General features: G+C 59.4%; 11 protein-coding genes and 4 tRNA genes. All 15 read left to right on the top strand.

The genetic code is table 11. The features are described from left to right. Positions 1-22: 22 nt before the first annotated feature. Positions 23-108: transfer RNA gene (locus tag AC4HNJ_RS00500), tRNA-Tyr, on the top strand. Positions 109-203: 95 nt separating this feature from the next. Then, positions 204-277, top strand: a tRNA-Gly gene (locus tag AC4HNJ_RS00505). A gap of 23 nt (positions 278-300) precedes the next feature. After that, positions 301-376, top strand: a tRNA-Thr gene (locus AC4HNJ_RS00510). 84 nt (positions 377-460) lie between these two features. Further along, a complete protein-coding gene (gene tuf, locus AC4HNJ_RS00515; RefSeq protein WP_490477579.1) occupies positions 461-1651 on the top strand; it encodes an elongation factor Tu in 1191 nt (396 codons plus the stop codon). Positions 1652-1783: 132 nt separating this feature from the next. Beyond that, positions 1784-1859 (top strand) — tRNA-Trp (locus AC4HNJ_RS00520). A gap of 75 nt (positions 1860-1934) precedes the next feature. Further along, a complete protein-coding gene (gene secE / locus AC4HNJ_RS00525; RefSeq protein WP_490477580.1) occupies positions 1935-2327 on the top strand; it encodes a preprotein translocase subunit SecE in 393 nt (130 codons plus the stop codon). An 11-nt stretch (positions 2328-2338) separates the two neighbouring features. Further along, the gene (gene nusG, locus AC4HNJ_RS00530) at positions 2339-2899 is read left to right on the top strand and encodes a transcription termination/antitermination protein NusG (RefSeq protein ID WP_490477581.1); all 561 of its coding nucleotides are present in this window, start codon (positions 2339-2341) and stop codon (positions 2897-2899) included. Positions 2900-3084: 185 nt separating this feature from the next. Then, positions 3085-3513 carry a 50S ribosomal protein L11 gene (gene rplK / locus AC4HNJ_RS00535; RefSeq protein WP_192165969.1) on the top strand — a complete coding sequence of 143 codons (429 nt, stop codon included), beginning with the start codon at positions 3085-3087 and terminating at the stop codon, positions 3511-3513. Positions 3514-3516: 3 nt separating this feature from the next. After that, positions 3517-4227, top strand: a complete 711-nt coding sequence (gene rplA, locus AC4HNJ_RS00540) for a 50S ribosomal protein L1 (protein WP_490477582.1) — start codon at positions 3517-3519, stop codon at positions 4225-4227. Between the two features lie 343 nt (positions 4228-4570). Next, positions 4571-5095, top strand: coding sequence for a 50S ribosomal protein L10 (gene rplJ / locus AC4HNJ_RS00545; RefSeq protein ID WP_490478074.1), 525 nt, complete (start codon positions 4571-4573; stop codon positions 5093-5095). 45 nt (positions 5096-5140) lie between these two features. Beyond that, positions 5141-5512 carry a 50S ribosomal protein L7/L12 gene (gene rplL / locus AC4HNJ_RS00550; RefSeq protein WP_490477583.1) on the top strand — a complete coding sequence of 124 codons (372 nt, stop codon included), beginning with the start codon at positions 5141-5143 and terminating at the stop codon, positions 5510-5512. 339 nt (positions 5513-5851) lie between these two features. After that, positions 5852-10012: a DNA-directed RNA polymerase subunit beta gene (gene rpoB, locus AC4HNJ_RS00555; protein WP_490477584.1), complete on the top strand. Its 4161-nt coding sequence runs from the start codon at positions 5852-5854 to the stop codon at positions 10010-10012. 25 nt (positions 10013-10037) lie between these two features. Then, a complete protein-coding gene (gene rpoC / locus AC4HNJ_RS00560; protein WP_490477585.1) occupies positions 10038-14249 on the top strand; it encodes a DNA-directed RNA polymerase subunit beta' in 4212 nt (1403 codons plus the stop codon). A gap of 175 nt (positions 14250-14424) precedes the next feature. Continuing rightward, positions 14425-14799, top strand: a complete 375-nt coding sequence (gene rpsL / locus AC4HNJ_RS00565; protein WP_115479997.1) for a 30S ribosomal protein S12 — start codon at positions 14425-14427, stop codon at positions 14797-14799. A 17-nt stretch (positions 14800-14816) separates the two neighbouring features. Then, entirely contained in the window at positions 14817-15284 is a 468-nt protein-coding gene (gene rpsG, locus AC4HNJ_RS00570; protein WP_115479996.1) for a 30S ribosomal protein S7, read from the top strand. Positions 15285-15299 lie beyond the last annotated feature (15 nt).

Here is a 15299-nt window from a genome sequence, read left to right on the forward strand (position 1 = left end):
CACACAATAGCCGTTCTTTGTTGGAGGGATACCCAAGCGGCCAACGGGGGCAGACTGTAAATCTGCTGGCTTACGCCTTCGGTGGTTCGAATCCACCTCCCTCCACCAGTTGATTGCTACGGTCAACCGTAGTCATGCTGGAAGGCAGATCGCAAAAGCGGTTGAATGCGCCGATGCGGTTCGGCAGACGAGTTCCGCGCAGGGCGGGAGTAGTTCAATGGTAGAACCTCAGCCTTCCAAGCTGATGGTGCGGGTTCGATTCCCGTCTCCCGCTCCATTGATCTCGTCGTTGTGTTTTGTGCTCATGTAGCTCAGTCGGTAGAGCACTTCCTTGGTAAGGAAGAGGTCGCTGGTTCGATTCCAGTCATGAGCACCACTACGCGAGCCGATCGCAAGGTCGTCTGACAACTTCGTTTAGGTTTCCTTTTTCACTCACTGATTCCATTGGGATTGAACGCTCATGGCAAAGGGTAAATTCGAACGCACCAAGCCGCACGTAAACGTGGGTACGATAGGTCACGTGGATCACGGCAAGACGACGCTGACGGCGGCGCTGACGAAGATAGGCGCGGAGCGGTTCGGTGGTGAATTCAAGGCGTACGATCAGATTGACGCGGCGCCGGAAGAGAAGGCGCGCGGCATTACGATTTCGACGGCGCACGTGGAATACGAATCGCCGAACCGTCACTACGCGCACGTGGACTGCCCGGGCCATGCTGACTACGTGAAGAACATGATCACGGGTGCGGCGCAGATGGACGGCGCGATCCTGGTGTGCTCGGCCGCGGACGGCCCGATGCCGCAGACGCGCGAGCACATTCTGCTGAGCCGTCAGGTGGGCGTGCCGTACATCGTGGTGTTCCTGAACAAGGCCGACATGGTGGACGACGCGGAGCTGCTTGAGCTGGTGGAAATGGAAGTGCGCGAACTGCTGAGCAAGTACGACTTCCCGGGCGACGACACACCGATCATCAAGGGTTCGGCGCTGAAGGCGCTGGAAGGCGACCAGTCGGAGATTGGCGTGCCGGCGATCATCGCGCTGGTGGAAGCACTGGACAGCTACATCCCCGAGCCGGTGCGTGCGCTGGACAAGGCCTTCCTGATGCCGGTGGAAGACGTGTTCTCGATCTCCGGCCGCGGCACAGTAGTGACCGGTCGCGTGGAGAGTGGCGTCATCAAGGTGGGCGAAGAAGTCGAGATCGTGGGCATCCGTCCGACCACCAAGACAACGGTGACGGGCGTGGAGATGTTCCGCAAGCTGCTGGACCAGGGCCAGGCGGGCGACAACGTGGGTCTGCTGCTGCGTGGCACGAAGCGCGAGGACGTGGAGCGTGGACAGGTGCTGGCCAAGCCCGGTTCGATCACGCCGCACACCAACTTCGAGGCGGAAGTGTACGTGCTGTCGAAGGAAGAGGGTGGCCGTCATACGCCGTTCTTCAAGGGTTACCGTCCGCAGTTCTACTTCCGCACGACGGACGTGACGGGCGCGTGCCAGTTGCCGGACGGCGTGGAGATGGTGATGCCGGGCGACAACATCAAAATGACGGTGGAGCTGATTGCGCCGATTGCGATGAGCGAAGGCCTGCGTTTTGCGATTCGCGAGGGTGGCCGCACCGTGGGTGCGGGCGTCGTCGCCAAGATCATCAAGTAAGCGGTAGTATGAGAAGTCGCCCGCGGTGCGGGCTGTGAAGTGCGGAGTTGGCGGCGGATTTGCCAATCCCTTAGCCGAAAGGCGGCTTTGCGGCTCGTAAAGCGAGCGACTTCACTTTTAGTTTTTTAACGTACGCCAGTAGCTCAATTGGCAGAGCAGCGGTCTCCAAAACCGCAGGTTGGGGGTTCGAGTCCCTCCTGGCGTGCCACCTTTCCTGGGAAATGATGGTGGGTGGCCGATAGGTCGTAAGACCAATGCGGCTTGAATCACCCATAAGAGACGCATGAATACCAAGGCTGAACAGTCCAAAGGTACGAGCGGTGCCGATATTGGCAAGCTTGTGCTGGCCGTGCTGGTGCTGGCGGCCGGCCTCGTCGGATATACCTATCTGACCAATATCGGTGCCAGTTCACCGCTGCGGCTGATCACCATTCTCGTTGCGGTGATCGTTTCACTGGCAATTGCCGCTTTCACGGCGCCAGGCCGGCGTGCCCGCCATTTTCTTGCCGAGTCTCAGTTCGAGATGCGCAAGGTGGTCTGGCCCACGCGGGATGAAACCGTCAAAACGACCGGCATCATTATTGTTGTGGTCATCGTGCTCTCTTTGTTACTGGGGCTGATTGACCTAATCCTGAAGTCGGTCGTGCTCGACTGGCTATTGAAGCTGGGTTCGTGAGGAGCGCCGCGATGAGCAAGCGTTGGTATGTAGTTCATGCTTATTCCGGGTTCGAGAACCAGGTTAAGAAATCCCTGGCCGAGCGCATTCATCGTGCTGGCATGGAAGAGAAGTTCGGCGAGGTGCTGGTGCCCACTGAAGAAGTAGTGGAAATGCGCAGTGGCCAGAAGCGACGCAGCGAACGCAAGTTCTTTCCAGGTTATGTATTGGTGCAGATCGAGACCGATACCGAAGGTAAAGCGCCACGTATCGATGACGAGTGCTGGCACTTGGTCAAGGAGACGCCGAAGGTGATGGGTTTCATTGGCGGCACGGCCGATCGTCCCATGCCAATTCGCGACAGTGAGGCCGATACCATCCTGAGTCGCGTGCGTGAAGGTGTGGACAAGCCGAAACCCAAGGTGTTGTTCGAGCCAGGTGAAATGGTTCGCGTCACCGATGGTCCGTTCAACGATTTCAACGGCGTCGTCGAAGAAGTCAACTACGAAAAGAGTCGTTTGCGCGTGGCGGTGCTGATCTTTGGCCGCTCTACCCCTGTAGAGTTGGAGTTCGGTCAGGTCGAGAAAGCCTGAGCTGGCGATTCGGCACAGGGCTTGCTTAAGGCCCGAATCATCTCTAAACTATTCGGTTCACGCTGGAGCCGAATGGCTCGGCGTGTACGTGTTTCTGGAATTCGCAGGAGTCGCGGGTTCCCCTCTATCCAGGGACTGTGTACGGCGAGGAGCCGCAAGGCGTCTGAACTCGCGAGGAAATTTCAATGGCAAAGAAAGTTGTTGGTTATATCAAACTGCAGGTCAAGGCCGGCCAGGCCAATCCGTCGCCGCCCGTGGGTCCGGCGCTTGGTCAGCGTGGCTTGAACATCATGGAGTTCTGCAAAGCATTCAACGCTGCCACGCAGAAGATGGAGCCGGGTCTGCCGATCCCAGTCATCATTACGGCTTATTCGGATCGTAGTTTTACCTTCATTACCAAGACTCCGCCGGCCACGGTCCTGATCAAGAAGGCTACTGGGGTTGCCAAAGGTTCTTCCAAGCCGAACACCGATAAAGTCGGCAAGATCACCCGCAAGCAATTGGAAGATGTTGCCAAGCAGAAGGAGCCGGATCTCACGGCTGCTGATTTGGATGCCGCAGTGCGCACCATCGCTGGTAGCGCGCGCAGCATGGGCTTGGTAGTGGAGGGTTAAGACATGGCAAAGCTCACGAAGCGTTTGAAGGCGGCCCAGGCCGCAGTGCAGCCAGGCAAGCTTTATGGCCTGGATGAAGCCCTCAAGATCGTCAAGGCCAATGCCAAGGCCAAATTCCCCGAGTCGGTAGATGTGGCGGTGCGGTTAGGTATCGACGCCAAAAAGTCGGATCAGGGTGTGCGCGGCTCGTCGCTGCTGCCTCACGGTACCGGCAAAACGGTTAAGGTTGCCGTGTTCTGCCCGGCTGGTGAAAAGGCTGAGGCCGCGAAGGCGGCCGGTGCTGATGCTGTCGGTATGGATGATCTGGCTGAGCGTATGCAGGCGGGTGAAATCGACTACGGTCGCGTCATCGCCACGCCGGACGCTATGCGCGTGGTCGGTAAGCTCGGCCAATTGCTCGGTCCTCGCGGCCTAATGCCGAATCCCAAGGACGGCTCGGTTACGGCCGATGTGGTTACGGCCGTGAAGAACGCCAAGGCGGGCCAGGTGAAGTTCCGCAACGATAAGGCAGGCATCATCCACGCCACCATCGGCAAGGCCAATTTTGAGGCCAACCAGTTGGCCGATAACTTGAATGCGCTGATTGCCGATCTGATGAGGGCCAAGCCGGCTACAGCCAAGGGTCAGTACCTTCAGAAGGTTGCGCTGTCCAGCACGATGGGCGTGGGCGTGCCGGTTGATACGTCGACCCTGGTGGCCGCTTCGGCCAAGTAATAGTTCAAGTCCTGCATGGCGATCCTCGCTATGCAGGCAGTTTTTGAGGGTAGCTCCGGTGCAAAAAAGCCTCCGGGGTCACCGTCAAAGACCGCAGGCGCGTTCAGCGCGTTACGACGACGAGCAGGGAGCTCGTGGTGGCATGGAATCGCCGTCGTGACTAGCGAGATCGCTTAATCGGTTTCATCACGAAGCCGGCCTGCGCAGATGGTGCAGCCCTTTCTGGAATCGTTTTTCTGGAATGGCCACCACCCGGGACATTCATGTCCCCAGCGTCAAGGATGGCGTTGACCAGGACCGCCAGCGGCAGGAGCCGTCTGCGGATTTAATTTGGAGGAGTGATATGGCTCTGAATCTTTCTCAGAAGCAAGAAGTCGTCGCCGAACTGGCAGAAGTTGCCTCGAAGGCCCACTCCTTGGTCGCTGCCGAGTATGCAGGCACCACGGTCGAGCAAATGACCGCGATGCGCAAGAAAGCTCGCGAATCCGGCGTGTACTTGAAGGTTGTCAAGAACACGCTCGCTTCACGCGCTGTAGTGGGTACCGAGTTCGAGGTCGTCAAGGACGTCCTGACCGGTCCGCTGCTGTATGCATTCTCGACGGAAGAACCCGGCGCGGCCGGTCGTCTGATCAAGGAGTTCGCCAAGACCAACGACAAGCTGAAGGCCAAGGTCGTCTCGGTGGAAGGCAAGTTGTTGCCGGCTGCGCACGTCGAAGTGCTGGCCTCGTTGCCGACCCGTGAACAGGCCCTGGCCATGCTGGCCCGCGTGCTGGCCGAACCCGCTGCGATGTTCGCGCGTGCCATCAAGGCCGTAGCTGACAAGCAGGGCGGCGGTGAAGCACCGGCCGAAGCAGAAGCATCCGCCTAAGTTCGACGCGAATCCAATCGAAACCATTTCCAGAGGTAAATCAACATGTCCCTTACCAACGAACAGATCGTTGAAGCCGTCGCCGCAAAGTCGCTTATGGAAGTGATGGACCTGGTGAAGGCCATCGAAGAGAAGTTTGGCGTGTCCGCCGCCGCCCCGGTCGCCGTGGCGGCTGGTCCGGCCGCTGCTGGCCCGGCTGTCGAAGAGAAGACCGAGTTCGACGTCGTTCTCGTGAACGCCGGCGACAAGAAGGTCGACGTGATCAAGGCTGTGCGCGCGATCACCGGCCTGGGCCTGAAGGAAGCCAAGGACCTGACTGAGTCGGGCGGCGTGCTGAAGGAAGCCGTCTCGAAGGAAGATGCCGAGAAGTTCAAGAAGGATCTCGAAGCTGCCGGCGCCAAGGTCGAACTGAAGTAATTGGCGCCCTTGCGCGCCGTCAGTTTGATCGAACGTCACGCAAGCCTGGGGGCGTAAGTCCCCGGGCTTTGCCCGCTTCGGCGGCTCGTGTCTGGCCGAAGTGGGTTTTAAGTGGGTCATGAGGACCCAATGTGGTAAGCCAAATGCTCCCCGCTTTTGACTTATCGAAACCGGAACTGGCAGGCGCCTGTTCCGGCTTTGGCATGGATGCCTGGGACCGGGGCATGGAGGATGGATGGGTCATCATGACTTTTCATCCTCGATTCCCCCATCCAAGTTTTTTTCATTTTGCCGGTGTGTGCACCACCGGCGCCACAGCGAACCGAGGCGTCACCGACCATGACCTACTCGTTTACCGAGAAGAAGCGTATCCGCAAGGATTTCGGCAAGCGTCCGCCCGTATTGGGCGTACCCAACCTGCTGACGATCCAGACCGATTCCTACCGTGAATTCCTGCAGGAGGACATTGCTCCCAAGCAGCGCGAAGACAAAGGTCTGCACGCCGCCTTGAAGTCCGTGTTCCCGATTGTCAGTTATTCGGGCAACGCAGCCCTTGAATATGTCGATTATCGCCTCGGTGAACCGCCGTTCGACGAACGTGAATGCCGCAATCGCGGTATGACCTTCGGCGCGCCACTGCGCGTGACCGTGCGCCTTGTGATTTATGACAAGGACAGCCCGGCTTCGAAGAAGGCCGTCAAATATGTAAAGGAGCAGGAGGTCTACATGGGCGAAATTCCGCTCATGACCGACACCGGCACCTTCATCATCAATGGTACCGAGCGTGTGATCGTGTCCCAGCTGCACCGCTCTCCGGGCGTGTTTTTTGACCACGACCGTGGCAAGACGCATAGCTCCGGCAAGTTGCTGTTCTCGGCACGCGTGATTCCTTATCGCGGCTCGTGGCTCGACTTCGAGTTCGACCCGAAGGATGCGCTGTTCACCCGTATCGACCGTCGCCGCAAGTTGCCGGTGACGGTGCTGCTGCGCGCGCTCGGTTACAGCAATGAAGAGATGCTCTCCATTTTCTTTGAGCACAACGTATTCCATCTGGGCAAGAAGGGCGGTACCACGCTGGAGCTCGTTGCCGAGCGCCTGCGCGGCGAAACGCTGAGCTTCGATCTAATGATTGGCGACAAGGTGCTGGTGGAAGCTGGCAAGCGTATTACCGCACGCCACGTACGCCAGCTCGCGGCCGAAAACATCACTGCGCTGGAAGTGCCGGATGACTATGCGGTCGGTCGTATCTTGGCTATCGATATCGTCGATCCGAAGACTGGCGAACTGCTGGCTTCCGCGAATGATGAAATCACTGCGGAACAGCTTGAGAATTTCCGCAAGGCCGGCATCGAAACGCTGCCGACGCTGTACGTGAATGATCTCGATCGTGGTGCTTACATCTCGCATACCCTGCGTATCGACAGCACCAAGACGCAGCTCGAAGCGCTGGTGGAAATCTATCGCATGATGCGCCCGGGTGAGCCGCCAACCAAGGAAGCGGCGCAGAACCTGTTCTTCAATCTGTTCTTCACGTTCGACCGCTATGACCTGTCGGGTGTGGGTCGCATGAAGTTCAATCGTCGCGTCGGCCGCAAGGAAATTGTCGGCCCCGGCGTGCTGTTTGACCCGAAGTACTTCGGCGAACTCAAGAGCGAAGAGGCGCAGGCCCTGGTGGCCTCACAAGGAGACCAGTCCGACATCCTGGATGTGCTGAAGGTGCTGATCGACATCAAGAACGGCCACGGTACCGTTGACGATATCGACCACCTCGGCAACCGCCGTGTGCGCTCGGTGGGTGAGATGGCGGAGAACACCTTCCGCATCGGCTTGGTACGCGTGGAGCGTGCTGTGCGTGAGCGTCTGTCTCTTGCGGAGGCCGATGGCCTCACGCCGCAGGATCTGATCAACGCCAAGCCAGTCGCAGCGGCAGTGAAGGAATTCTTTGGCTCGTCGCAGCTATCGCAGTTCATGGACCAGAACAACCCGCTGTCGGAAGTGACGCACAAGCGCCGCGTATCGGCATTGGGACCGGGTGGTCTGACGCGCGAACGCGCGGGCTTTGAAGTTCGCGACGTGCATCCTACGCACTATGGCCGCGTCTGCACCATCGAGACGCCGGAAGGTCCGAACATCGGCCTGATCAATTCGCTCGCCGTGTATGCACGCACCAATCAGTACGGCTTCCTTGAGACGCCGTACCGTAAGGTCGTGGATGGCAAGGTCACGAACCAGGTGGAGTACCTTTCGGCGATCGAAGAAGGTGACCATGTGATCGCGCAGGCGAACTCGCCGCTCAATAAGGACGGCAGTTTCGTCGAAGATTTCGTGTCTTGCCGTTTCCGTGGTGAATCCGAGCTGCGTCCTTCGCCTGAAATCAACTACATGGACGTCTCGCCGATGCAGACCGTATCGGTGGCGGCGGCGCTGGTGCCGTTCCTTGAGCACGATGACGCGAACCGCGCGCTGATGGGCGCGAACATGCAACGCCAGGCTGTGCCGACGCTGCGTTCGCAGACCCCGTTGGTGGGTACCGGCATCGAGCGCGCTGTGGCGCGTGACTCGGGCGTTATCGTCACGGCCAAGCGTGGTGGTGTGATCGACCAGGTCGACGCAGCACGTATCGTGGTGCGAGTGAATGAGAGCGAAGTCGGTGAAAACGATGCCGGTGTCGATATCTACACGCTGACCAAGTACACCCGCTCCAACCAGAACACCAACCTCAACCAGCGTCCGCTGGTGAACGTGGGTGACGTGGTGGCGAAGGGCGACACGCTGGCCGACGGTTCGTCGACCGATCTGGGTGAGCTCGCGCTCGGCCAGAACATGCTGATCGCCTTCATGCCGTGGAACGGCTACAACTTCGAAGACTCGATCCTGCTCTCCGAGCGCGTCGTGCAAGAAGACCGCTATACCTCGATCCACATCGAGGAACTGTCGTGCATTGCGCGCGACACGAAGTTGGGTGCGGAGGAAATCACTGCTGATATTCCGAACGTCGGCGAACAGGCGCTCGCACGTCTGGACGAATCCGGCATCGTGTACATCGGTGCGGAAGTGAAAGCCGGTGACATCATGGTCGGCAAAGTCACGCCGAAGGGCGAAAGCCAGCTCACGCCGGAGGAGAAGCTACTCCGCGCGATCTTCGGTGAGAAGGCGTCGGACGTGAAGGACAGCTCGCTGCGCGTGCCGCCGGGCATGGACGGCACTGTCATCGATGTGCAGGTGTTCACGCGTGATGGCATCGAGAAAGACAAGCGTGCGCGCCAGATCGAAGAGATGGAAATCAAGCGCATCCGCAAAGACTTCGACGACCAGTTCCGCATCCTCGAAGGCGCGATCTACAACCGCATGCGCGTACAGCTCGTCGGCAAGGTCGCCAATAGCGGCCCGGCCGGGCTGAAGCGCGGCGCTGAGATCACCAACGAATATCTGGATGGTCTGAAGAAGGACGACTGGTTCAAGGTCAATCCGAAAGACGAAGCCACCGTCGAATTCCTTGAGCGCGCGTCCGAACAGGTCAAGCGCCACAAGGAAGAATTCGATAAGCGGTTCAAGGAAAAGCAGGCGAAGATCACTCAGGGCGACGATCTGGCACCTGGCGTGCTGAAGATGGTCAAGGTGTTCCTGGCTGTGAAGCGTCGCATCCAGCCGGGCGACAAGATGGCTGGCCGCCACGGTAACAAAGGTGTGGTGTCCAACGTGGTGCCGGTGGAAGACATGCCTTACATGGCAGATGGCACGTCGATCGACATCTGTCTGAATCCGTTGGGTGTGCCTTCGCGTATGAACATCGGTCAGATTCTGGAAGTGCATCTTGGTTGGGCCGCAAAGGGCCTGGGCAAGAAGATCCAGCAAATGCTCGAAGCGCAGGAGAAGGTGGCGAAGGTCCGTGAATTCCTGGATCAGATCTATAACCACCATGTCGCCGGGGCTGTACAACACGTCGACCTGAAGTCGCTTACCGATGAGGAAATCCTCACGCTGGCGAAGAACCTGCAGGACGGCGTACCGATGGCCACGCCAGTGTTCGATGGCGCGGAAGAAGCCGAACTGAAGGCAATGTTGAGGCTGGCGGAGCTACCCGAGTCGGGTCAGACCATGCTGTTCGATGGTCGTACCGGCGAGGCATTCGATCGCCCGGTCACCGTTGGCTACATGCACTATCTGAAACTCAACCACTTGGTCGACGACAAGATGCATGCCCGCTCGACTGGTCCGTACTCGCTGGTCACGCAGCAGCCGCTGGGTGGCAAGGCACAGTTCGGCGGTCAGCGATTCGGCGAAATGGAAGTCTGGGCGCTGGAAGCCTACGGCGCGGCCTACACCCTGCAGGAAATGCTCACGGTGAAGTCCGACGACGTGCAAGGCCGCAACCAGATGTACAAGAACATCGTCGACGGCAACCACGAGATGGCGGCGGGCATGCCGGAATCCTTCAATGTGCTCGTGAAGGAAATCCGCTCGCTCGGCATCGACATCGACCTGGAAGAGATCAAGTAACCCGCGGGTTACAGGAGCTTATGCAATGAAAGATTTGCTCAATCTGTTCAACCAGCAGCGCAGCGCGCCAGAGTTCGATTCGATCAAGATCGCACTGGCGTCGCCGGAGCTGATTCGTTCCTGGTCGTATGGCGAGGTCAAGAAGCCCGAAACGATCAACTACCGCACCTTCAAGCCGGAGCGTGATGGTCTGTTTTGCGCCGCCATCTTCGGACCGGTGAAGGACTATGAGTGCCTGTGCGGCAAGTACAAGCGCATGAAGCATCGCGGCGTGGTCTGCGAAAAGTGCGGCACGGAAGTCACGCTCGCCAAGGTGCGCCGTGAACGCATGGGCCACATCGAACTGGCCAGCCCGGTCGCGCACATCTGGTTCCTGAAGTCGTTGCCGTCGCGCATCGGCTTGATGCTGGACATGACGCTGCGTGACATCGAGCGCATCCTGTACTTCGAAGCCTTCGTGGTGATCGATCCAGGTCTGACGGCGCTTGAGCGTGGTCAGCTGCTTAGCGAAGACCAGTACCTCGAGGCCGTGGAAGAACACGGTGACGAGTTCGACGCTCGCATGGGTGCCGAAGCGGTGTATGAGCTGCTGAAGTCGCTCGATCTGCCGGGTGAAGTGATTCGCCTGAAGGAAGAGATCGCCTCCACCAACTCCGAAACCAAGCTCAAGCGCCTCACCAAGCGCGTGAAGTTGATCGAAGCCTTCCTCGAATCCGGCAATCGTCCGGAGTGGATGGTGATGACGGTGCTGCCCGTGCTGCCGCCGGACCTGCGTCCGCTGGTGCCGCTCGACGGTGGCCGTTTTGCGACGTCCGATCTGAATGATCTGTATCGCCGCGTCATTAACCGCAACAATCGCCTGAAGCGTCTGCTCGAGCTCAATGCGCCCGACATCATCGTGCGCAACGAGAAGCGCATGCTGCAAGAATCGGTGGACGCGCTGATGGACAACGGCCGTCGCGGCCGCGCCATTACCGGCACCAACAAGCGGGCGCTGAAGTCGCTTGCCGACATGATCAAGGGCAAGCAAGGCCGCTTCCGCCAGAACCTGCTTGGCAAGCGCGTGGATTACTCCGGCCGTTCGGTGATCGTGGTTGGTCCGACCTTGCGCCTGCACCAGTGTGGTTTGCCGAAGAAGATGGCGTTGGAGCTGTTCAAGCCCTTCATCTTCGCGAAGCTGCAGAGCCGTGGTGAGGCCACCACGATCAAGGCGGCCAAGAAGCTGGTGGAGCGCGAAGAAGGGCAGGTGTGGGATATCCTCGAAGAGGTGATCCGCGAGCATCCTGTGTTGCTGAATCGCGCGCCGACACTGCACCGCCTGGGCATTCAGGCCTTCGAGCCGAAGTTGATCGAAGGCAAGGCGATCCAGCTGCATCCGCTGGTATGTACCGCCTTCAATGCGGACTTTGACGGCGACCAGATGGCTGTGCACGTGCCGCTGTCGATCGAAGCGCAGTTGGAAGCGCGCGCGCTGATGATGTCGTCGAACAACATCCTGTCGCCCGCGAACGGTGAGCCGATCATCGTGCCGACGCAGGACGTGGTGCTGGGCCTGTATTACATGACGCGTGAACTCGTGAACGCGAAGGGCACTGGCATGGTGTTCGCTGGCATCAGCGAAGTGCGTCGCGCGTACGACAACCGTGCCGTGCAGTTGCACGCCCGGATCAAAGTGCGTCTGAAGCAGGTACAAGTGCACGATAACGGTGAACGCACCAGCAGCATTTCGCTGGTGGAGACGACGGTGGGTCGCGCACTGTTGGCCGAGATCATGCCGGAAGGACTGCCGTTCGAACTGGCCAATACCGAGCTGACCAAGAAGAACATCTCGCGCCTGATCAACGCCTGCTACCGTCGCCTGGGTCTGAAGGACACGGTGGTCTTCGCTGACCAGCTGATGTATACCGGCTTCCGTTTCGCGACGCGTGCCGGTATCTCGATCGGCATCGATGACATGATCATCCCCACCGAGAAGAAGCCGATCCTGGAAGAGGCCGAGAAGGAAGTGGTCGAGATCCAGGAGCAGTACCAGTCGGGTCTCGTCACCGCGGGCGAGCGCTACAACAAGGTGGTCGACATCTGGTCGCGCACCAATGAGCTGGTGGCGAAGGCCATGATCGACGGTATCGGTACCGAGAAGGTCACCGATGCCGAGGGCAAGACGGTCAACCAGAAGTCGATGAACTCGCTGTACATCATGGCCGACTCCGGCGCCCGTGGTTCGGTGGCGCAGATTCGTCAGCTGGCCGGCATGCGCGGCCTGATGGCGCGTCCGGATGGCTCGATCATCGAGACGCCGATCAAGGCGAACTTCCGCGAAGGCCTGAACGTTCTGCAGTACTTCAACTCGACGCACGGTGCTCGTAAGGGCCTGGCGGATACTGCGTTGAAGACGGCGAACTCCGGTTACCTCACTCGTCGTCTCGTGGACGTGGCGCAGGATGTGGTCATCACCTCGACCGACTGCGGTACCGAGGAAGGTCTGATCATGCAGCCGATCGTGGAAGGGGGCGACGTGGTCGAGCCTCTACGCGAGCGCGTGCTCGGTCGTGTGGTGGCTGAAGATGTCTACGGTCCCGGCGAAGGTGATGAGCCGATCGTCATCCGTAACACACTGCTGGATGAAGCGTTGGTCGAGAGGCTCGACAAGGCGGGCGTGCAGTCCATCAAGGTACGTTCGTCCATCACCTGTGAAGCTTCGCATGGCGTTTGCGCGCTGTGCTATGGCCGCGACTTGGCGCGCGGCCATCTGGTGAACATGGGTGAGGCGGTAGGTGTGGTTGCCGCGCAGTCCATTGGTGAGCCGGGTACCCAGTTGACCATGCGTACATTCCACATCGGTGGTGCGGCGTCGCGTGCAGCGGCTGTCGACAATGTATCCGTAAAGACTACGGGTACATTGAAGTTCAACAATTTGAAAACGGTGCAGCACGCCCAGGGGCATCTGGTGGCGGTGTCGCGTTCGGGCGAAGTGTCGGTGATCGACGCCAATGGTCGCGAGCGTGAACGCTACAAGGTGCCGTACGGTGCGACCATCACTGTCAAAGACGGCGCGCCGGTGAAAGCCGGCCAGGTAGTTGCTAACTGGGATCCGCATACGCATCCGATCGTGTCGGAAGTGGCGGGTATCGTGCGCTTTATCGACTTCATCGATGGCGTGACGGTGCAGAGCCAGACCGACGAACTCACCGGCCTGGAATCGGCGGTGGTGACCGATCCGAAGCGCCGCGGTACCGCGGCCAAGGATCTGCGTCCGATCGTGCGCTTGGAAGACAGCAAGGGTCGCGAACTCAAGCTGCCGGGCACCGATATCGCTGCGCAGTACTTCTTGCCGGCTGGAGCGATCGTGTCGATCCAGAACGGTGCCGAAGTGGGCGTGGGTGACGTGGTTGCCCGTATCCCGCAGGAAACGTCGAAGACCCGCGACATCACCGGTGGTCTGCCGCGCGTGGCCGACTTGTTCGAAGCACGCAAACCGAAAGAGCCGGCAATTCTGGCCGAGCGTTCGGGCGTAGTCAGCTTCGGCAAGGATACCAAGGGCAAGCAGCGCCTAATCATTAAGGACAGCGAGGGTAATGAGCACGAGGAGCTGATTCCCAAGTGGCGTCAGGTCATCGTGTTCGAAGGCGAGCATGTGGAGAAGGGTGAAACGGTTGTGGACGGCGAGCCCAATCCGCATGACATTCTCCGACTGCTCGGCGTCGAGCCGCTGGCTGCCTATCTGGTGAAGGAAATCCAGGACGTCTATCGCCTGCAGGGTGTGAAGATCAACGATAAGCACATTGAAACGATCATTCGTCAGATGCTGCGGAAGGTTGAGATCACTGAGCCGGGCGAGAGCCACTATCTGCGCGGTGAGCAAGTGGAACGTGTGCGGATTGCTGCCGAGAACGAACGTGCTTGGGCTCGCAGCGAACGTCCGGCGGAATTCCAATCAGTGTTGCTGGGTATCACCAAGGCGTCGTTGGCAACCGAGTCCTTTATCTCGGCGGCCTCGTTCCAGGAAACCACGCGCGTCCTCACGGAAGCGGCAGTTCGTGGCACGCGCGATACCTTGCGTGGTCTGAAGGAAAATGTTATTGTCGGGCGTCTGATTCCGGCAGGTACGGGTCTGGCGTATCACGCACAGCGTCATCGTCAGGGTGGTTTGACCGCCTCGGAGCTGGAAACTCTTTCCGGTTCCGCCCCAGTCTCCTTTGTGGAGGCGCCGGTAGGCACTGATGCAGGTGTTGAGTAAGCCTCGGCGGTTTTGCTCACCGACATACGAAATGAGGCGCATGGAATGCGCCTCGTGTTCGAGTCAAGGACGGCGGGCGTTTTCTTGCCTGAAGCAAGATGCCCATGTTAAATTCCCGCTTCTCGGCAGACCGGTTTATTCGGTCTGCCTTTATGTTTCCCAGGAATAGCTTCGCATGACGACAGTCAATCAGCTGGTGCGCAAATCCCGCAGCCCGAAGAGCTACAAGAGTGCTTCGCCGGCGCTGCAAAGCAGCCCGCAACGTCGCGGCGTCTGCACGCGCGTTTATACCACCACCCCGAAAAAGCCGAACTCCGCCCTGCGTAAGGTTGCCAAGGTGCGCCTGACCAATGGTTACGAGGTCATCAGCTACATCGGTGGCGAAGGCCATAATCTGCAGGAGCACTCGGTGGTGCTCATTCGCGGTGGCCGTGTAAAGGATCTGCCGGGTGTGCGTTACCACACCGTGCGCGGCAGTCTCGACTGCGCTGGCGTTACCAAGCGCCGCCAGGCTCGTTCGAAGTACGGCGCCAAGCGCCCGAAGAGCTAAGTTAAAGGACACGAAATATGTCGCGTAAAGGTTCCCATCCCGCCCGGCTGGTATTGCCCGATCCCAAGCACGGTAGTCAGCTCATTGCTCGTTTCATCAACATGGTGATGAAGAGTGGCAAGAAATCCGTTGCCGAAAGCATCGTTTATGGCGCGCTGACCCATCTTGGCGAGAAGCATGCCGAGCCGGTTCAGCTAGTCGAGAAGGCGCTGGGTAACATCGCTCCGGCCGTCGAGGTGAAGTCTCGCCGCGTCGGTGGCGCAACCTATCAGGTGCCAGTCGAAGTGCGTCCGGGCCGTCGTATGGCGCTGGCTATGCGTTGGGCGATCGAAGCGGCGCGCAAGCGTGGCGAGACGTCCATGCCGCGCAAGCTGGCTGCCGAATTGTTGGAAGCTTCCGAAAATCGCGGTGGCGCCATCAAGAAGCGCGAGGAAACGCACCGCATGGCGGAAGCCAACAAGGCCTTCTCGCACTATCGCTGGTAAGCAGTACCGTACGGA

The sequence above is a fragment of the Dyella sp. SYSU CM1112 genome (assembly GCF_058216415.1).